The organism is Microbispora sp. CSR-4 (assembly GCF_008033685.1).
In the GTDB taxonomy this organism is placed as follows: Bacteria; Actinomycetota; Actinomycetes; order Streptosporangiales; family Streptosporangiaceae; genus Microbispora.
Genome location: NZ_VJVX01000053.1, coordinates 1 through 17,693 on the forward strand (window position 1 = coordinate 1; position 17,693 = coordinate 17,693).

Sequence of the window (17,693 nt, forward strand, 5' to 3'; positions counted from 1 at the left end):
CGTCCAGATCCTGGTCCGCGTAGACCGCGACGCTGGACAGCCCGGCGTCTGCGCAGGCCCGGGCGATCCGTACGGCGATCTCACCGCGATTGGCGATCAGGACCTTGTGCACCGCGTGCATCCTTCCCTCGGGCCCCCTGGGTTATGAGCTGTGGTGGATTTTATGCACCTGCCGGCTCTGGACGGCGTCCGGCCCCTTACTGAGTGGGATCGCCGCCGTGCCTCGTCTCCCTGCACTTCCCTGCCCCATCGCCGGTATGTCCGGGTTGAAGCGGCATATTGTGAAGTGGCACCACCGGTCGGGTTCGTTAGGCTGATCGCTTATGCGGGGACCCGGCCTTCTGGCGACCGTGCTGGCTCTGCTTCTCGTGGCGCCGCCCGCGCCGCCCGCCGAGGCGCGCGTCGCGCCGGCTCGGTGCGCGCCGCGCAAGGGCAGCATGCAGGTGGCCGAGCCGTGGGCGCAGCGCAGGCTCGACCCCAAGCGGGTGTGGCCGCTCACCAGGGGCGAGGGCGTCACGGTCGCGATCATCGACAGCGGCGTGGACCTGACGCACCCGCAGATCCGGGTGGCCAAAGAGGTGGACTACACCGGCACGGGCCACCGTGACTGCGTCGGGCACGGCACGGCGGTCGCCGGGATCATCGCCGCCCAGTATCTGAAGGGCGTCCCCTTCCATGGTGTCGCGCCCGGCGTACGGCTGATCTCGCTCAAGCAGACGAACGAGGAGCGCGGCGACCCGGACACGCTGGCCAGGGCCATCGTGGACGCGGCCGACTTCGGCGCCGACGTGATCAACGTGTCGATCGACGCCCGCGACGATCCGAAGCTCAGGCAGGCCGTCGCGTACGCGGTCGGCAAGGACGCGGTGATCGTGGCGGCGGCCGGCAACACGACCGCGGAGGACGGCACGCCGGAGGCCTCCTATCCCGCCGCGTATCCGGATGTGCTCGCCGTGGGGTCGGCCACCCCGGACGGCCGGCGTGCCGACTTCTCCAACACGGTCACTCCCGTCTCCGTCCTGGGTCCGGGCCAGGACATCACCTCCACCTGGCCAGGGCGGTCGTACATGAGCGGGCTCGAAGGCACGAGCTTCGCCACGCCGTACGTCGCGGGGGTGGCGGCGCTGGTGCGTGCCCGCCATCCGGAGCTGAACCAGGAGCAGGTGCGCGGGCGCATCACCGCCACGGCGGACGGCGGACTGGGGACGGGCACGGGAGCCGGGATGGTCAACCCGATGCTTGCCGTCACCGCGATCCTGCCGATGGAGGTCGGCGGCGCTCCCGTCATCGCGCCGCCGGCGCCTGCCCCCTTGTCGCAGGACGCGGTGAGCAAACCGGCTCCGGTGGACCAGGAGGCGATCGACCTGGCGCTGACGATCGCGGCGGCGGCGTTGTGCGCGGTGGGGCTGATCGTGGCCGTACGGGTGTTCGTGCCGATGGGCAGACGGAGAAGGTGGCGTCCCGGCCGTGAAGGTTGACTCTTCGGCTTTGGGTAATTGACGTTTCAATGTTTTGTGCCTGCCGGAAACTGATGCTTTGCCCCATGTCCTCTTGGTTGAATGATCCTTATCAGGTCACTTCCAGAAAGGACTGAGATGCACCCTTTACGGCCGGGTGATCCCGAGCAGATAGGCGAGTACGCCATCCAGGGACGGCTGGACGAGGGGCCCCGCGGCGACGTCTATGTCGGCAAGGAGACCGGCGACGACGCCCCTGTGCGGGTGATCAAGCTCTTGGCCGCGGAGCCGGGTTCGGGGCAGGCCGTCCTCGACCGGCTCACTGTGGCCACGCGTGTGTCCAGCTCATATGTGGCCCGCACCATCACGGCGGGCCTATTCGGGGATCGACCCTACGTCGTCAGGGAACACGTCGAGGGACGCAGCCTGGCCGCCGTCGTGGCGGCCGAGGGCCCGCTCTCGGGGGAGGCGCTCGAACGCGTCGCGGTGGGCGTGCTCACCGCGCTGACGGCCGTGCACCTCGCCGACCTCGCGCATGGTTCGCTCACCCCGCACAACGTCATCGTCGCGGACGACGGCGTCAAGCTGACCGACGTCGCGGTCGGCCCACCGGTGGGCGAGCTCGCCTACCGGGCTCCGGAGCAGATCAGGGGCGAGCGCTACGACGCGTACGCGGACATGTTCGCCTGGGCCGCCACGGTGGTCTTCGCCGCGACCGGACGTCCGCCGTTCCCGCAGGAGCCGCAGGCCGTGCTCAACGCGCAGCCCGACCTCGGCGGCCTGGACGAACGGTTGCGCCAGGTCGTGCTGCCCGCGCTCGCCAAGGAGCCGGGGCAGCGGCCCACCGCGTACACCGCGATGCTGCAACTGCTCGGCGGCGCCGCAGGGGCACAACCGGCGCCGGCCCCCGGCGCGACGGTCGTGCTGCCCCCGCAGCCGGCGGTCGGGGGAGTCCCCGTTCCGCCGGCGCCTGCTCCCCAGCAGGGGCCGGTTCCGCAGCAGGCTCCTGTTCCTCAGGCCCCGGTGCCTGGGCAGACCTGGGGCCCGCCGCCCGTCCCTCAGCAGGCGTCCACCGCCTCTTGGCAGCCGCCTGCCATGCCGCAGGAGCAGCCCCAGCAGCAGACGTGGGGGCCGCCGACCACCCAGGGCCAGGTCGAGACGGCCAAGCGCAGGCCGTTCCCGGTCGGGCTCGCAGCGGCGGTCGGCGCCGTGGTCCTGCTCTCCGGAGTGGGGCTGTGGGGCGCCGGTCACTACTCCCAGGTCCAGTTGTCACCTGCCGCCGCGGAGGGCTCCGCGGGCGGGCACGGGAACGGCGGACGTGCGCTCGCGGACGGTGGAAACGCGGGCGGCGGAGGGACCACGGGAGGCGGCGGCACCACAACGGGAGGCGCGACCGGGGGCGGCGGATCGGCCCCGACGGCGGCGCCGCAGGTGACGGTGCCGTGGGCGCTGTCGTCCGACGACCCCGACTCGCCGGTGCAGCCGCTGGTGCTGCCGAGCGAGTGGCCGACGGACTCTCCGGTGACGCCGGAGCTCACGTCGGCGCCGACCCCCGGCCCGCTCGTGCCGATGCCGAGCCAGCCGGTGGTCCCGCCGCCGCAGCAGCCGACCTGGTCGACGACGCAGCCGACGGCCCGGGTGACGACCACCGCCACGGTCACCGCGCTGCCGAGCCCGGTGCCGACGCAGCCGACTCCCGAGCCCCCGCCCACGCAGTCGCCGAGCCCGGTGCCCACGGAGCAGCAGGAGCAGGTGCCGAGCCCGCGGCCCACCGCGCCGACCGAGGGGCCAACAGAGGGGCCAACAGAGGGGCCAACAGAGGGGCCCACCGAGAAGCCCGTCGAGAGGCCCAGCTGGGTTCCCTCCTGGGTACCGACCGAGAGGCCCGGGCGGAGGCACGCCCGGAAGCCCACCGGGGAGCCGACGGCGTCCGCGCAGCCGAGCACCCCGACCCCGACCCCGACCCCGATCCCGACCCCGACCCCGACCACGGTGGCGCCCAAGCCCACTCCGACGGTGAAGCCGACTACGGTGGCGCCCAAGCCCACTCCGACGGCGAAGCCCACGACGGTGGCCCCCAGGCCCACCACTCCGACTCCGGAGCCGACGACCGCGGCGCCGGTCCGGAACCCCTTCGGCCCCACCCAGGCCTGCGGTCCGGGCTTCTCCGTCCAGCGCAGCAGCGCCCTGGCGGGGGGCACCGTCTATCAGCTGTACAACCCCGGCACGGGGGAGAACTGCGTCGTCACGATCAAGACGGCCGACGTCGGCAAGGAAACTCCGGTCTCCGCGACGCTGGAAGTCCAGGGCGGCGGTTCCAAGACCGACAGCGGTAACTACAAGTACTACGCCGGCCCGGTGAAGCTGCAGGCCAAGGGCAAGTGCGTCAGGTATTCCGGCAGCGTCGGCGCGTCCAGCGCCGGCGGCGACTGGGACAACTGCCGCTGACGCTGCGACCGGCACCACAGCCGCACTGCGACTGGCACCCCCGGCTGGCACCCCCGGCTGGCACTTCCGGCCGACAGTGCCGGCTGACAGCCGGCTGACCGGTTCACACGAAGGCCGGGCGGACATCCGCCCGGCCTTCCGTCTGCGCGGCCCGTCTGCGCGGCCCGTCTGCGCGGCCCGTCTGTGCGGCCCGTCTGTGCGGCCCGTCCGCGCGGCTCTGCCGGTGCCACTCTGGGGAGGCGATCCCGGCTCGATCTCAGGCCGGGATCAGGCCGCGCCTCCGGCCGGCTCGGGACCGTGCCGCCCTGCCTGGATCACCGTGCCCGGATCGCTGCGCCCGGGACGCGCTCGGGGACGAGCTCGCGCGGCTCGCTCGTCACGCTGAGCCGTTGACCTGCAGCAGGTTGTCGAAGTCCCCGGGTCCGGCGACGGGCCACACGTTCTCTGCCGCGAGGGACTCTCCGCAGTGGGAGCAGGTCATGGTCGCCTCGACCGTCTCCCCGCAGCCCTTGTGCACCATCTGGAGCGGCGGCCCGTCGGGGGCGGCGTGCCGGTCCCCCCACTGCCTCATGGCGGTGACCACCCCCCACAGGTCCCGGCCCTTGTCCGTGAGGCGGGACTCGTATCGCGCCGGACGGTCACTGTAGGGGACCTTCCGCATGACGCCGTGCTCGATCAGGTGGCCGAGCCGCTGGTTGAGGATGTTGCGGGAGATGCCCAGGCGCTGCTGGAACTCGTCGAACCGGGTGACGCCCAGGAAGGCGTCACGCACGATCAGCATCGTCCACCACTCACCGACCACCTCAAGGCACTGGGCCACCGAGCAGTGCATGTCGGCGAAGCTTTTGCGTTCCACACACCCAAGACTACAAGTTGCGTCATAGAACTGACCAGCATTAGCGTGCGTTCTATGACGCAACTCAGGGGGGATTCGTCCGAATCACAGGACCCATCCCAGAAGTCACACGAGGGAACCGCGCTCACGGGCGCAACGGAGCTACCGCCGTCGGCGCCGGCCACGACCGGGACCACGACCGCGACCGGAACCGCGACCGCGACCGGAACCGCGACCGCGACCGGGACCGCGGTTGGGACCACGACTGGGATTGGGACCGGGATTGGGACCGGGCGGCCGTGGCTCGCGCTGGCCGCGGCCTGCCTCGGGATGATGATGACCTTCATCAACATCACCGCGACGATCGGGTCTCTCGGCTTCATCCAGTCGGGACTGCATACGTCCACCACGACCCTGGTATGGGTCAGCAGCGCGTACACCCTGGCGGTGGCAGGTCTGACGCTGTCCGCCGGCACTCTCGGCGACCTCGCCGGCCGGCGCACCGTCTTCCTCATCGGCACCGTCGTCATGGGCGTGGGCAGTCTTGTCGCGTTCGGCGCGGGCGACGGCGGGACGCTGATCGCCGCCGAGGCGGTGATGGGCGTCGGCGGCGCGATGATCCTGCCCAACAGCCTGACCATCGTCAGCCACATCTTCCCGGACCCCCGCAAGCGCACCGAGGCGATCAGCATCTGGGCGGGCTGCTCGGGCGTCGGCCTGGCCGGAGGTCCTCTGGTGGCCGGCGCGCTGCTCAACCACTTCTCCTGGCACAGCGTGTTCCTCGTCAACGCCGCGATGTCGCTGATCGTCCTGGCCGTCACGCCGATCCTGGTGAAGAACAGCCGTCACCTCGGCCGTCGTATCGACATCCCCGGCCTCGTGCTGACCACCGTGTCCCTGCTGGCCCTGACGTACGGCGTGATCGAGGGCGGGCACGTCGGGTACGGCGATACGCGCATCCTGGTCGCGTTCCTCGTCTTCCTCGTCACCCTTGTCCTGTTTGTCCGTGTGGAACTTCGCAGCGCGGACCCGATGCTCAACCTGACGCTGTTCCGTTCGGCGTCGTTCAGCACCGTCATGGGCGTGGCCCTGGTGATGATGTTCGGATTCGGCGGGGTGCCCCTGCTGATGGTGCTGTATTTCCAGCGCGTCCAGCACGCGTCGGCCCTGGACACCGGATGGCGCCTGCTGCCGATGTTCGCCGTCTATGTGGCCGTCAGCGCGGTGGCGGGACGCCTGATCCGCCGATTCGGCACCCGATCGATGCTCACGGCCGGGCTCGTCATCGCGGCGGCCGGGACGGCGCTGCTCATGGCGTCGCCGCCGGACGACTCCTACGCCTGGGTGTGGCCCGGAATGGTGCTGTTCGGTCTCGGTGCCGGCTTCGTGCTGGCACCGAGCACCGCCGCCTCCATCTCCAGCGTCCCCCACGAAGCCGCAGGCATGGCCAGCGCGTCCGTGAACATGTTCCGCCAGCTCGGAAACGTGCTGGGCGCCAGCGTGCTGGGCACCATCCTGACCGCGCACTTCTCGGCGGTGCTTCCCGAGCGTCTGGCCGGGGCCGGAGTGCCCTCCGGTGTCGCCGCCCAGGTCGAGAGCGCGGTCGCGCACGGCGGCCACGCGCCGGCGGGCGCCGGGGCGATGGGCGCCACGATCGCACGCGGTGTCGCGGGCGCTTTCACCGATTCTCTGCGGCCCGGGTTGATCGTCACGGTGTGCGCTCTCGTGCTCGCCGCCGTCCTGACGTTCGTCCTCTTCGCCGAGAAGTCGGCGGGCCACCGGAAGTGACATCAGCGGGCACGGTCGTCGGTGCCGGTACGCAGGTCGTATGGTGAGGCGGCGTCGGCGCCCGGGCCGGAGAGGGTCCAGCTCGCGAGAAGGTCCAGGGCGAGTTTCGAGCACGAGCCGGCTTCCGCGGTGTAGAGGAAGAGCGTCACGTCGGGGTCACCGGGCAGGCAGAGCGTCTCGAACTCGACGGTCAGCTCACCGACGAGCGGGTGGCGCAGCCGCTTGGAGCCGTGGGTGCGCTGGTGGACGCGGTGCTGCTCCCACCAGTGGGCGAACTGGCGGCTGTGCTCGCGCAGCTCGGCGATGAGGGCGGCGGTGGCATGGTCGTCCGGGTCGCGACCGGCGTCGAGCCGCAGGCTCTCGACCGCGGCCCGCGCCTGGACCTCCCAGTCGACGAACAGCGATCGGGCGGCGTCGTCGAGGAACATCCACCGCGCGTAGTTGCGCTGCCGGGGCGGCATCCGTTCGAAGTCGGCGAACAGCGCCTTCGCCATCCGGTTGGCGGCGAGCACGTCGGTGCGGCGGCCGAGTACGAGGGCGGGCTCGCCGTCGAAGGCGTCGAGGAGCTGGTAGAGCCCGGGGCGTACGCGCTGGACGCCGCGGGTGCGCCGCCGTACGGGCATCGTGGTCACGCCGGTGAGGTCGTGCAGATGCACGCGTCCCGCGTCGTCGAGGCCGAGGGCGCGGCCGATGGCCTCGACGACCGACGGCGACGGGGTGATGCGCCGGCCCTGTTCGAGGCGGGCGTAGTAGTCGGCCGAGACTCCGGCCAGGAAGGCGACCTCCTCGCGACGCAGGCCGGGGACCCGCCGGACGCGGCCGTCGGGGGGCAGGCCGGCCCGTGACGGGTCCACCTGGCTCCGGGCGCGTCGCAGGAAATCGGCGAGTTCGCGGTTGGTCTCTGCCATGCCCTCCAGTGTCTCTCTTGCCGTCTGAATCCTGCCTGGTCCTATTACTCCTAGGTTGCCCGGTGCGCGGTCGCACAGGGCGTGATATGGGCCTCCGCAGCGGGTCGAGGCGACCGATGCTGGTGCTGTGCCGGTCTCCGGGACCTCCGGGCCGGCGCCACCGCCGAATCCGGCAAGCACCGCCTTCTACCCGCAGAGGATGATCATGAGCTTTCCCGCCAGCCGACCGGCCGTATGGTTCGTGACCGGCACCTCCCGGGGCCTGGGCCTCGAACTGGTCAAGCAGCTGCTCGATCGCGGTGACCGCGTCGCCGCGACGACCCGGTCGTCCGAGCGGCTGCTCGCCGCGCTCGGCGACGAGACCGACGTCTCGCGCCTTCTCGCACTCACCGTCGACCTGCGCGACGAGGCGGAGGTCGCGTGGGCCGTCCAGGAGGCCACCGAACGCTTGGGCGGCCTGGACGTCGTCGTGAACAACGCGGGCTACGGCTTCCTGGCCGCGGTGGAGGAGACCGGCGACCGCGAGGTCCGCGACATGCTCGACGTCCAGGTCGTGGGCGTGTGGAACGTGCTGCGCGCCGCCCTGCCCGTCCTCCGCGAGCGGCGCGGGGGCCACATCGTCAACGTGTCCTCGATCCTCGGCCTGACCGCCGTGCCGGGCTGGGCTCTCTACTGCGCCGGGAAGTTCGCGCTGGAAGGGCTGAGCGAGGCCCTCGCCGCCGAGGTGGCGGACTTCGGCATCGGGGTCACGATCGTGGAGCCCGGCTACTTCCGCACCGAGTTCCTCACCGAGGACTCGCTCGCCCTGCCCGCCGAGACGACCGCGCACTACCCGGGCATCCGCGAGATGGTGCGCGACCACCTCAAGCTCCAGGGCGGCCAGCTCGGCGACCCGGTCAAGGGCGCCCGTGCGATCATCGACCGGGTCGTGACCGGGAAGGGCCCGTTGCGGCTGCTGCTCGGATCCGACGCCCACTCCTACGCCACGGCCAAGGTCGAGGCCCTGCGGGCGAACGTCGAGGCCGCCGCGCTCACCGCGCCCGCCACCGACTTTCCCGCCGCCTGAACGGCCGCCCTTCCCCGCCGCCGCGAAAGCACGTCGTTCAGATATGGGCTGCCGGGTCAGTATCCGCGATATCCGGTGCCGGTCTTCATGCCCACCACGCCGGGGACGGCCGAGACCGACCCGTAGCGCGCGATGGCGTAGCGGACGCCCGCGATGATGTTGTCCACCGGGTTCCAGATGTCCTTGTGCCCGGGCAGCGACCAGCGGTCGAACGTCGGGTCGATGGTCTGCATCAGGCCCTTCGACGGGGTTCCGGCGGCCGCGTTCGAGTCCCAGTTGTTGATCGCGTGAGGGTTGCCGCCCGACTCGTGCCGGATGATCATCCAGATGTCGTCCCGGTTCATCTTGTCGGCGGGGTAGCCCTGGGCCCTGAGGATCGCGATGGCCTGGTCGATCCAGTCCTTGACCTGTCCCGTGGGCGCGGGCCCGCCGCCGGCCGGCGGCGGGCCGCTGGGGCCGTAGCCGCCGAAGCCGCCGCCCGTGCCGTTCGCGCCGCTCAGGTTCGTCGGGTTGTACGAGGCGAGCGTCGGGCGCGGGTCACCGGAGGCGCCCGTGTAGCCGGGGGTGCGCTGCCAGTCGACGGTGTGCCCGTGCCGGGGCACGAACTCCTGCTTGCCCGGGTCGGGGATCTTGGCGAAGGTGAGCGCGCCGTCCCGGTAGTCGCCGCCGAGGCGGTCGCCCAGCGTCTTGGTGGCGTCGCCGACGGCCGTGTTCACCTGCTCCAGATGGGGCCGGGCGTCCTCGACGCCCCGGGAGACGATGGCCCGCAGCCCGCTGTCCAGCTCCTCGTCGGTGGCGTCCTGGTGCCGGCTGCGGTAGGTGGCCGCCTCGGCGACCACGTCACCACAGATGCCGTCGATCTTCGACTTGGCGCTCTCCAGGGCGGTGGCGACCTTCTCCAGCGCGCCCGCGCACGCGACCAGGGCGTCGTGGAGGCCGTCGGCCGCCTTGCCGTACCTGTTCATGTACGTGACGAAGGCGTCGGCGGAGCGGCCCTGCCACGCGGCGTCGACGGTGCGTACGGCGCGGCTCACCCCGCCCGCGTAGTCCTGCGCGTTGCCGGCCGCGCCGCGCCACTTCCCGGCGATGTCGCGGATCGCGCCGGGATCGCCGCTCACCTTCCGCAACATGGAGGCCAGCTCCGCACCCCCCGGCAGGTCGGCGACGCCACTCATGCCCGCATCGAGGTGGACGTGGCCTTGTTGGCCGTACGGACGTTGTCCTGCACGGTCTCCAGCGCCCGCTCGACGCCTTTCAGCTTGGTCCTCGCGTCGGCCGCCTCGGAGGTCAGCGCGGAGTAGGCCGTGTCGACGGCCGCGGCCAGCGCCGCCGCGCCGTCCACGTGCCCGAAGTCGGCCGCGCGGGCGCCGGGCGTCTCGGGCAGGCCGCCGTGCAGGCTCTCGTACTGGCCCCAGGCCTTGCGGACCGCCGTACGGCAGCTTTCGAGCGCCTGGAAGTGGATGTCGAAACCGGTCACGTGCTGCTCCTTTCCGTCCGTCACTCACCGTCCGGAGGAGGCAGGAACGCGGTCTGGGCGAGCCGCGCCCCGAACCTCCTGTCCACGTGGTAGCCCCGGCCGGGTGGCAGCGGATGCGCCCGGACGTTGCCGAACAGGTAGCCCTCGTCCTTGTTGCCGGAGAGGATGACGGCGGGGCTGGCCATGTCCTTCAGCTTCTGGATGACCGGGTCGTACATGGCCCGGCCGGCGCCGCCCATCTGGCGCGACAACACCAGGTGGAGCCCGATGTCCCGCGCCTGCGGCAGCAGGTCCACCAGAGGCAGCAGCGGGTTGGACGAGGTGGCGACCAGGTCGTAGTCGTCCACCACGATGTAGACGTCCGAGCCCTGCCACCAGCTCCGCGTCCGGAGCTGCTCGGGCGTGAGGTCGGCCGGAGGAAGCCGCTTGAGCAGAGCGCCGCGTACGTCGTTGACCAGCTCGGCGGCGGCGGTGCTCGACGCCGCGTAGCCGATGCGGTGGGCGGTCGCGGCCGAGTCGAGCAGCGACCTGCGGTAGTCGACGACGATCATCATCGCCTCGTGCGGCTCCCGCCTGGCCACCAGGCCCTCGGCGATCAGCCGCAGCAGGTTCGACTTGCCGCTCTCGGTGTCGCCCAGGACGACGAAGTGCGGGTCGGCGTCGAAGTCGAGCAGCACGGGCGAGAGTGTCGCCTCGTCGATGCCGATGGGGATCTTCGGGCCGGTCTCCTCGGGGCTCGGCAACGACGCCGCGGGCAGCACCGGAGGCAGCAGCCGGATCGGCTGCGCGGGCGGCCCCTGCCACGCCTCCCTGATCGCGTGCACGAGCCCGCGGACGCCCGCCGCGAGGTCTTCGGAGCTCTGCACGCCGTCGATGCGCGGCAGCGCGGACAGGAAGTGCAGCCCCTCCTTGGTGAGGCCGCGTCCCGGCACGCCCTCGGGGACCGCCAGCGACGCCTTCCTGTTCACCTCGGACTCGTACGCGTCGCCGAGCTTGAGCTCGACCCTCGTGCCGAACAGGTCGCGGATGCTCGACCGGAACTCCGACCACTTGTTGGTGGCCGCCACCACGTGGATGCCGTAGCCGAGGCCACGTGCGGCGATGTCGGTGATGACCGGTTCGAGCGACTCGAACTCCTGCCTGAGCGTCAGCCAGCCGTCCACGACCAGGAACACGTCGCCCCAGCCGTCGCCGTCGCGGCCGGACTCGGCCCGCATCCGCCGGTAGGCCGCGATCGACTCGATGCCGTGCTCGGCGAAGTCCGCCTCGCGCCGCTCCAGGATCGTGGAGATCTCGGCGACCGTACGGCGCACGCGGTCGGCGTCGAGGCGGCTCGCGACGCCGCCCACGTGGGGCAGCCCCTCCAGTGAGGCCAGGGAGCCGCCGCCGAAGTCGAGGCAGTAGAACTGCACCTCGCGCGGCGTGTGCATCAGGGCCATGCTCGTGATCAGCGTGCGCAGCACGGTGCTCTTGCCGCTCTGCGTGCCGCCCGCGACGCCGACGTGGCCCGCGCCGCCCGACAGGTCCAGCCAGTAGGGGTCGCGGCGCTGCTCGAACGGCCGGTCGACGATGCCGACGACCGCGTGGAGCATCCCCCGGCCGCCCCAGGTCGCGGTGGTCAGGCCGTGTTGCGGGGTGACGGACAGCGGCGGCAGCAGGTGGGCCAGCGTCGGCGGCTCGGCCAGCGGGGGCAGCCAGATCCGGTGCGCTGGGGGGCCGTGGCCGGTGAGGCGGCCGACGACGACGTCGAGCAGGCTGTGCCGCGGGCCGGCCTGCTCATCGGCGGGTGCCAGCTCCTTGGGCGTCTCGGTCACCTCGACGGGCGCGAAGGCGGTGCCGTACTCGACCACGTCGCGCATCGGACGGCCCGGCTCGCCGGACGCGGACCGCGTGGGGTCGGCGTGGTGCGGCCCGGACACGTAGGCGGCCTTGAACCGGGTCATGCCCGTCGTGTCGTACTTCAGGTAGCCGTTGCCCGGCGCGGGCGGCAGCTCGTACGCGTCGGCGACGCCGAGCACGACCCGGCTCTCCATGGCGGAGAACGTGCGCAGACCGATCCGGTACGACAGGTGGGTGTCGAGGCCGCGCAGCCTGCCCTCCTCAAGGCGCTGGGAGGCCAGGAGGAGGTGCACGCCGAGCGAGCGGCCGAGCCGTCCGATCATCACGAACAGGTCGATGAACTCCGGTTTGGCCGTCAGCAGCTCGCTGAACTCGTCGATCACGACGAACAGGGTCGGCATCGGCTTGAGATCGGCGCCCTGCTCCCTGGCCCGCTCGTAGTCGCGCAGCGAGGCGTAGTTGCCCGCGGCCCGCAGCAGCTCCTGGCGACGCACCATCTCGCCGTGCAGCGCGTCGTGCATGCGGTCGACGAGCGGCAGCTCGTCCTCCAGGTTGGTGATGACCGCCGACACGTGCGAGAGGGACTCCAGGCCGAGGAACGTCGCGCCGCCCTTGAAGTCGACCAGCACGAAGTTGAGGATCTCGGAGGAGTGCGTGATGGCCAGGCCGAGGACGAGCGTGCGCAGCAGCTCGCTCTTGCCGGAGCCGGTCGCCCCGATGACCAGGCCGTGCGGGCCCATGCCGCCCTGCGCCGACTCCTTGATGTCGAGCTCGACGATCCGCCCGTCGGCGCCCAGGCCGATCGGCACCCGCAGCCGGTTGCGCCCGGCGCGGGGCTGCCAGATCACCGCGGGATCGAGCCGTACGGGGTCGCCCACGCCGAGCAGGTCGGTGAGCGAGGTGTTGACGCCGAGCACGTCCTGCGCCTCGCCCTGGGCGCCCGCGGAGGCGCGCAGCGGCGCGAGCTGCCGGGCCAGGCCCTCCGCCTGGGGATAACCGAGCCGGTCGGGGTCGCCGAGCCGGTTGCTCGACCGCCGTCCCGTGTGGTCGATCTTGACCATGTGGAAGCCGTCGGGCTGGACGTCCAGCCGGAGCGTGATCGCCTCGGGCACCGGCCCGGTCACCGCGGACAGGTCGATCACGGTCACGCCCTGGATGGCGTCGGAGCCGAGCTGGCTGTCGTGCGGCACGTGCCCGCCGTCCACGATCACCACGTGGTACGGCAGGGCATCCGCGGAGGCGCCGGGACGGAACCTGGCCCGCTCCCTGAGCTCCTCCCCGACCAGCGCGTCGAGGTGGCCGAGGTTCTCCGCCATGAGCCTGACCTGGCCCGCGGCGTCGTTCTGCTCCGGGTGCAGGGCGTGCGGCAGCCACTTCACCCACTCCCAGTGGGGCATCCACTCCTTGCTCGCGCAGATCATGATCCGCATGTCGTCGGGGGAGTGGAAGACGACGAGCTGCGCGATCATCGCACGCACCAGCTCGCGCATCGCGGTGGGGTCGCCGGTGAGGTGGATGCGGGCGAAGGAGTGCAGGGCGACCGCGACGGGCAGCCCCGAGACCGTGGCGTGCGCCCGGACGAACCGGCGCAGCGCCCCGGCCGACAGGGCGTCGAGGTCCTCCACCGGCTTGGTGTCCGGCGGGACGAGCTGGATGGCCAGCTTCTGCACGCCGGTGCCGAGCCGTACGGTCGCGAAGTCGTCGTCGCGCGGCCTGCGTTCCCACAGGCGCGGCCCCATCGCGAGCCACCACAGCGAGTCGGGTGGCGGCCCGCTCCACTCCAGCGCCTCCCGCTGCTGCACGGCGGCCCTGCGGACCTTCCTGCGGATCTGCGACAGATAGCGGAAGTAGTCGCGGCGCAGCCCGTTGAGCCGGTTCCTGCGCTCACCGGAGTTGCGGCCGAGCTGGCCGACGCTCATGCCGACCATGGAGACGGCGAACAGTCCGCTGGCCACGTACATGAGGGGGTTGCCGTTGCCGCCCGCCGTGAACATCAGCGCCATCGCGGCGCCGCCGGCCAGCATCGGCACGTACGTGAGCATGGACATCAGGCCCTGCGGCTGGACCTCGGGAATCTCCGGCGGGGATTCCAGGAGGATCTCGCCACGGGGCGGCTTGGGGCCCGGGCGGCGCTCGGGACGCGAGACCACGACAATGCTCATCTGACTGACTTTTCTACCAGGTTTGCCGATATTTTCGGGCTGTCAGAGAGATCTCCGGGAGAGGATTCCCGCTGTGTCATCGCCGGTCCCCCTCCACGTCCAGCAAGGTGTGGTCCAGCAGGGCATGGTTCAGCCCGGCCCGGGCCCGCACGGCCCGGCCCAGCAGGGCGCGTTGCCGCAGGCGACCGTGCCGCTGCCGCCCCTGTGCCACGTCACGGTGGTCGCCCCGCGCAAGAAGGCGGACCTCGCGCTGCCGTCGGACATCCCGCTGCCGCACGTCATGCCCGGACTGCTCCGGGCGGTCGGCGAGGTCGGCGGCGAGGCCGCCGCGGCCCCCGGCTGGGTGCTCCAGCGTCTCGGCGGGCCGCCGCTCGACCTCGGCCAGAGTCTGGGGGCGCTGGGCGTCCTCGACGGCGAGGTCCTCTACCTGCGCCCGCGCGACGCGGTCATGCCGCCCGCGGTGTTCGACGACGTGGCCGACGTCGTCGCCACCGGCACCAAGGAGGGCGGCGGCAGGTGGGAGCCGCGGCACACGCGGCTGCTCGGCATGGGCGTGGCCGCCGCGCTGCTCGCGCTCGGCGCCGTCGTCCTCGCCCTCGCGGCGGCCCCGCCGCGGCTCACCGCGGGGGTGGCCGGAGCAGTCGCGGTGCTCCTCGTCGCCGCCGGGGCCGTGGTGTCGAGGGCCGTCGGCCAGCCCACCGCAGGCGCGCTCGTCGGTTACGCGGCGCTGCCGCACGCCTTCCTCGCCGGTCTGTTCACGCCCGGGGCCTCGGGCGCCGTGCTGATCCTCGGGGCGCCGAACCTGCTGGCCGGGCTCGCGTACACCGCGCTGGTGGCGACGGTCGGCGGCGTGCTGATCGCCGACGGCGTGGCCGGCTTCCTCGGCGTCGCGGTGGCGTCCGTCGCCGGGGCCGTGGGCGCCGCGTGCGTGATGGTCTTCGGGGGACCGGGCGCCGGGGCGGCGGCCGTGGTCGCCACGGCCCTGCTGGCGCTGAGCCCCCTCATCCCCACGCTGTCGTTCCGGATGGCCAGAGTGCCGCTGCCGCCGCTGCCCACCAGCGCCGAGGAGCTGCGCAGCGACAACCAGCGGATCGACGGCCCGCTGGTGCTCCAGCGGACCGCGCAGGCTCACCGGTACGCCACCGGCATGGTCATCGCGATCGCGCTCGCCGGCGTGGCGGCCGAGCTGCTGCTCGTACGGCACGGCGGCTGGGTCGCCGACACCACGGCGGCGACGCTGGCGCTGGCGCTGGCCATGCGGGCGCGGGTCTTCGCGGGGGTCGCCCAGCGGCTGTGGATGGTCCTCACGGCGGTGGCCGGGGCCGCCACCCTGGCGTTCGCGGTGGGCACCGGCGCCGACGCCGTCGGCGAGGTGGCCGTGACGATCGGGGTGCTGTGGACGGCCCTGCTCGCGCTCGGTCTCGGCCTCTGGCTGCCCGCGGGCAGGCCCTCGCCGTTCTGGGGGCGGGCGGCCGACATCCTCGACGCGCTGCTCATCGTCGCGCTGGTGCCGCTCACGCTGGGCGTGCTCGACCTGTACTCCTGGGTGCGCGGCCTGTCGGGCTGACCGTCCCTGTCGTGGGCCGTCCCTGTCGTGGGCCGTCTCGGTCGTGGGGCCGTCTCGCGGGGCGTGTGGGTCACGCCGTCGGCCGTACGGGCAGCAGGGCGGGGCGCTTGGCGGTCCGGCCGTCGCCGGACGACCTGCCGAGGAGGCGCCGCACCAGCCACGGGCCGAGGAACGTGCCCGCCCAGCGCACCTCGGCGCCCACGGCCCGCCAGCCGGCCGGATCGACCGGGGGATGCAGAGGCAGCGTCCAGCCGTCGTCGCTGCCGGGCAGGCCGAGGGCGTGGGCCACGGCCGCGGCGATGCGCTCGTGGCCGAGCGGACTCGCGTGGAGCCGGTCGGCGCTCCAGAGCCGGGGGTCGGTCGAGACGGCGTGGTCCGCCGTTTCGGCGACCACGACCCCGTGCCGCGCCGCCGCCACCCGGATGCGGTCGTTGAGGTCGAACACCCGCGACCGGAGCGGCCGGGCGATCGGTGCGATCTTCCCGACGTCCGGGAACGTGAGGGTCGCGACGCGGGCGCCCGCCGTCGTGAGAGCGGCGAACATCGCCTCCAGGTGCCCGGCCACCTCGGCGGCGTCGAAGCGCGGCCTGATCAGGTCGTTGACGCCCGCGACGACGGTGACCAGATGGGGGCGCAGGGCCAGGGCCGGCGCGAGCTGCTCCGCCCGCACCTCCCCGGCGAGCCGCCCGCGCACCGCGAGATTGGCATAGGTGACCTCCGGGTCGACGGCCGTGAGCCGCTCGGCGAGCCGGTCGGCCCAGCCCCGCGGGTGGGCGGGATCGCCGTCGCCGAGCCCTTCGGTCTGGCTGTCGCCGAGGGCGACGTAACGCAGGCGCTCATCGGTCGGCACGGGCCACCTCCGGACGGCGAGAAGCCGGTGCGGCCCCTTCGCCTGCCACGGCCGGGGTTTCTTCGCCCGCGACGGCCGCGTTCCTGGCCCGGAGGATCGCGGCGGTTCGCCGGCACCAGTCGCGGTTTCCCTCCTCGAAGGCCAGGCCGCGCAGACAGGTCAGGTATGGCCCTATGCGCCGGCCCACGCGAAGGAACTCCTCCTCGCCCAGGTCGCCGCGCATCTTCCGCAGGATCCGCCGGAACAGGTCGATCTTGGCCTCAGCCATGGCGGCCCGCTCCTCGACCTGCCGGATCAGCGCTTCGGCGTCGACGTGGTCGGCCGCCTGCACCTTGACGAGCAGATCGTCGCGGATGAACGACGGCTTCGACGTGTCGGCCGCGAACCGCTCCAGCTCGGCGAGCCCGGCGTCGGTGACGTGGAAGAGGCGCTTGGCAGGCCGGGTCTCCTGGACCACCCGCCGCCCCGCGACCAGCCCCTCCTTCTCCAGCCTGGCCAGCTCGGCGTACAGCTGCTGGGGCAGGGCGTGCCAGAAGTTCGCCACGCCGACATCGAACGCCTTGGCCAGCTGATAACCGCTGAGCTCCCCGTCGAGCAATGCCGCGAGGACGGCGTGCCGCAAGGCCATGAACCGCTCCCTTCTCTCCGTTAGTCAAGGATATGACTATTCAAAGATCTGACTATCAGGAGATTGACGAGGCCCTGGGGAGAGGGTTCGAGCGGCGGCGACTTCGGCTGGAAGCGGAGTGACACCCGCTCGTCGAAGACGCGGCGGGTGTCTTGGGTTAGGGCCGGTGGGTGCCGTGGGGTGGCTCCCGTTCTCCGGAGGCACGTGGGGTGTCTTGGGCTAGGGCCGGTGGGTGCCGTGGGGTGGCTCCCGTTCTCCGGAGGCACGTGGGGTGTCTTGGGTTAGGGCCGGTGGGTGCCGTGAGGTGACGCCCGTTCGTCGAAGGCGCGGCGGGCGTCGCCGAGGAGATCGGCCACATGGGGCAGGCCCGCCGCCTCCAGCCCGCCGCGCATCAGCTCCTCCTTGGCCGCCTCCGCCGCCGCCTCGGCCCGCCGTACGGCCTTGAGGACGGCTTCGGCGAGTCCGCGGCCGTCGAGCCTGCGCATGCTGAGCGGGTGGATGTCGAGGGCGAGCAGCGTGCCCACGGCATCGACGGTCGCGGTGATCCTGCCCTCGTCGGCCCTGCCGATGTGCTTCCGCGTGCTCCACTCGGCGGCGAGCTCGTCCATCAGGGCGGCCGCGGCCGTCAGCCGCTCAATGCGCGCCCGGAGCTCACGCATCTCGTTCAC

14 protein-coding genes are annotated in these 17,693 nt (G+C 72.4%); 5 read left to right on the top strand and 9 right to left on the bottom strand.

The genetic code is table 11. The features are described from left to right. Positions 1–112: biotin carboxylase N-terminal domain-containing protein (locus FLV34_RS30495; protein ID WP_147944737.1), on the bottom strand; the 112-nt coding region annotated here is incomplete at its 3' end. Positions 113–323: 211 nt separating this feature from the next. Between FLV34_RS30495 and mycP the strand changes: the two genes are divergently transcribed. Both mycP and FLV34_RS30505 read left to right on the top strand, forming a co-directional pair. Continuing rightward, positions 324–1,478, top strand: a complete 1,155-nt coding sequence (gene mycP, locus FLV34_RS30500; RefSeq protein WP_142646528.1) for a type VII secretion-associated serine protease mycosin — start codon at positions 324–326, stop codon at positions 1,476–1,478. 117 nt (positions 1,479–1,595) lie between these two features. Beyond that, on the top strand, positions 1,596–3,905 hold the full coding sequence (locus FLV34_RS30505; protein ID WP_187280781.1) for a serine/threonine-protein kinase: 2,310 nt from the start codon (positions 1,596–1,598) through the stop codon (positions 3,903–3,905). A gap of 376 nt (positions 3,906–4,281) precedes the next feature. Here FLV34_RS30505 and FLV34_RS30510 read toward each other — a convergent pair whose 3' ends face one another. Beyond that, positions 4,282–4,761, bottom strand: a complete 480-nt coding sequence (locus tag FLV34_RS30510) for a helix-turn-helix domain-containing protein (protein WP_147944739.1) — start codon at positions 4,759–4,761, stop codon at positions 4,282–4,284. 309 nt (positions 4,762–5,070) lie between these two features. Here FLV34_RS30510 and FLV34_RS30515 point away from each other — a divergent pair, with 309 nt between their 5' ends. Further along, a complete protein-coding gene (locus FLV34_RS30515; protein ID WP_222709681.1) occupies positions 5,071–6,528 on the top strand; it encodes an MFS transporter in 1,458 nt (485 codons plus the stop codon). 2 nt (positions 6,529–6,530) lie between these two features. Here the strand turns inward: FLV34_RS30515 and FLV34_RS30520 are convergent, their stop codons facing one another. Then, positions 6,531–7,436: a helix-turn-helix transcriptional regulator gene (locus FLV34_RS30520; RefSeq protein ID WP_147944741.1), complete on the bottom strand. Its 906-nt coding sequence runs from the start codon at positions 7,434–7,436 to the stop codon at positions 6,531–6,533. Positions 7,437–7,641: 205 nt separating this feature from the next. Between FLV34_RS30520 and FLV34_RS30525 the strand changes: the two genes are divergently transcribed. Beyond that, complete coding sequence (locus tag FLV34_RS30525) at positions 7,642–8,502, top strand: SDR family NAD(P)-dependent oxidoreductase (RefSeq protein ID WP_147944742.1); 861 nt, start codon at positions 7,642–7,644, stop codon at positions 8,500–8,502. A 56-nt stretch (positions 8,503–8,558) separates the two neighbouring features. Here FLV34_RS30525 and FLV34_RS30530 read toward each other — a convergent pair whose 3' ends face one another. From FLV34_RS30530 to eccCa, 3 genes are read right to left on the bottom strand one after another with little or no spacing between them, the layout of a single operon-like run. Next, positions 8,559–9,677 (bottom strand): WXG100 family type VII secretion target, encoded by a 1,119-nt coding sequence (locus FLV34_RS30530; protein ID WP_147944743.1) that lies wholly within the window; start codon positions 9,675–9,677, stop codon positions 8,559–8,561. Then, positions 9,674–9,979 (bottom strand): hypothetical protein, encoded by a 306-nt coding sequence (locus FLV34_RS30535; RefSeq protein ID WP_142646515.1) that lies wholly within the window; start codon positions 9,977–9,979, stop codon positions 9,674–9,676. Before FLV34_RS30535 ends, FLV34_RS30530 begins: the two co-directional genes overlap by 4 nt. A 20-nt stretch (positions 9,980–9,999) precedes the next feature. Then, the gene (gene eccCa, locus FLV34_RS30540; RefSeq protein WP_142646514.1) at positions 10,000–13,980 is read right to left on the bottom strand and encodes a type VII secretion protein EccCa; all 3,981 of its coding nucleotides are present in this window, start codon (positions 13,978–13,980) and stop codon (positions 10,000–10,002) included. Between the two features lie 73 nt (positions 13,981–14,053). On the opposite strand from eccCa, the gene eccD reads away from it, so the two are divergent. After that, complete coding sequence (gene eccD, locus FLV34_RS30545) at positions 14,054–15,547, top strand: type VII secretion integral membrane protein EccD (RefSeq protein WP_260617167.1); 1,494 nt, start codon at positions 14,054–14,056, stop codon at positions 15,545–15,547. A 70-nt stretch (positions 15,548–15,617) separates the two neighbouring features. Here the strand turns inward: eccD and FLV34_RS30550 are convergent, their stop codons facing one another. The 3 genes from FLV34_RS30550 to FLV34_RS30560 form a co-directional block, all read right to left on the bottom strand. Next, a complete protein-coding gene (locus FLV34_RS30550) occupies positions 15,618–16,397 on the bottom strand; it encodes an SGNH/GDSL hydrolase family protein (protein ID WP_147944744.1) in 780 nt (259 codons plus the stop codon). Beyond that, positions 16,384–17,025, bottom strand: a complete 642-nt coding sequence (locus FLV34_RS30555) for a PadR family transcriptional regulator (RefSeq protein WP_147944745.1) — start codon at positions 17,023–17,025, stop codon at positions 16,384–16,386. Before FLV34_RS30555 ends, FLV34_RS30550 begins: the two co-directional genes overlap by 14 nt. Before the next feature lie 281 nt (positions 17,026–17,306). Continuing rightward, complete coding sequence (locus FLV34_RS30560; protein WP_261985968.1) at positions 17,307–17,684, bottom strand: YbaB/EbfC family nucleoid-associated protein; 378 nt, start codon at positions 17,682–17,684, stop codon at positions 17,307–17,309. Positions 17,685–17,693 lie beyond the last annotated feature (9 nt).

Bases quoted from the DNA above. Each gene is read 5' to 3' on its own strand.
- mycP (WP_142646528.1), top strand. From the start codon at position 324: ATGCGGGGACCCGGCCTTCTGGCGACCGTGCTGGCTCTGCTTCTCGTG.
- FLV34_RS30505 (WP_187280781.1), top strand. From the start codon at position 1,596: ATGCACCCTTTACGGCCGGGTGATCCCGAGCAGATAGGCGAGTACGCC.
- FLV34_RS30515 (WP_222709681.1), top strand. From the start codon at position 5,071: ATGATGATGACCTTCATCAACATCACCGCGACGATCGGGTCTCTCGGC.
- FLV34_RS30520 (WP_147944741.1), bottom strand. From the start codon at position 7,436: ATGGCAGAGACCAACCGCGAACTCGCCGATTTCCTGCGACGCGCCCGG.
- FLV34_RS30525 (WP_147944742.1), top strand. From the start codon at position 7,642: ATGAGCTTTCCCGCCAGCCGACCGGCCGTATGGTTCGTGACCGGCACC.
- FLV34_RS30530 (WP_147944743.1), bottom strand. From the start codon at position 9,677: ATGAGTGGCGTCGCCGACCTGCCGGGGGGTGCGGAGCTGGCCTCCATG.
- eccCa (WP_142646514.1), bottom strand. From the start codon at position 13,980: ATGAGCATTGTCGTGGTCTCGCGTCCCGAGCGCCGCCCGGGCCCCAAG.
- FLV34_RS30555 (WP_147944745.1), bottom strand. From the start codon at position 17,025: ATGGCCTTGCGGCACGCCGTCCTCGCGGCATTGCTCGACGGGGAGCTC.
- FLV34_RS30560 (WP_261985968.1), bottom strand. From the start codon at position 17,684: ATGCGTGAGCTCCGGGCGCGCATTGAGCGGCTGACGGCCGCGGCCGCC.